We start from the raw sequence: 904 nt of genomic DNA, 5'->3' as shown, positions 1-904 counted from the left end.
GAGCCTGATCCGAAAGTTTTTGAACAATACCAGCCTGTTGTGATTCATCCGTCTTTACGAAGAGATGGAGTGAATGGTGACATGGACTGGTATTGCCCGACGTGAACATAGCCGGGAAGGACTGCGATATCCATCGGATATGATGGACGGGGAATGGGCTTTGATCATGCCATTTGTGCCCCCTGCGAAACGGGGCGGTCGCCCTCGCACGACGGATATGCGCGAGGTGGTCAACGCGATGCTCTACATAGCCTCGGCCGGGTGCGCGTGGCGCCTGCTGCCGAAATGCTTTCCGCCGGTCTCGACCGTCAGGCGCTATTTTTACGCCTGGCGTGATACCGGGCTGTTCGAGGTCATGAATACGGTGCTGGTCATGAGCCTGCGCGAGATCGAGGGGCGTGAAGCCTCCCCGAGCGCGGGCGTGATTGACAGCCAGTCGGTGAAAACTACGGAAAGCGGCGGGCTTTCGGGCTATGACGCGGGCAAGAAGGTCAAGGGCCGCAAGCGCCATATCGTGACTGATACCTGCGGCTTCCTGATCTTTCTCCTCGTTCATGCCGCCGATATCCAGGATCGTGATGGGGCCGTTGATGTCCTGGCGGCAATACGCAGGCGCTTTCCCTGGCTGCGCCACATCTTCGCTGATGGCGGCTATGCTGGCGAGAAATTGCGATCCGCGCTCGCCTCCATGGGAAAATGGACGGTCGAAATCATCAGGCGGTCCGATACGGTGAAAGGCTTTCAGATCCTGCCGCGCCGCTGGGTGGTTGAACGGACATTCGCCTGGCTGGGACGGTGCAGGCGGCTCGCCAAAGATTGGGAACAATCCATTGCGTCCTCAACCGCATGGACATTGATCGCCTCGATCCGCATGCTCACACGACGGACAGCAAGGCATTGTCAA

General features: G+C 58.7%; 1 protein-coding gene. It reads left to right on the top strand.

Going from position 1 to position 904, the window contains the following annotated elements; translation table 11 throughout:
• Window positions 1-73: 73 nt before the first annotated feature.
• Window positions 74-904: IS5-like element IS1031A family transposase (locus GXY01S_RS16760; protein ID WP_061276914.1), on the top strand; the 831-nt coding region annotated here is incomplete at its 3' end.

The organism is Komagataeibacter xylinus NBRC 15237, from assembly GCF_001571345.1.
GTDB lineage: Bacteria > Pseudomonadota > Alphaproteobacteria > Acetobacterales > Acetobacteraceae > Komagataeibacter > Komagataeibacter xylinus.
The sequence above is the reverse complement of the archived record's forward strand: the minus strand, read 5'-3'. Positions and strand labels throughout refer to the sequence as shown.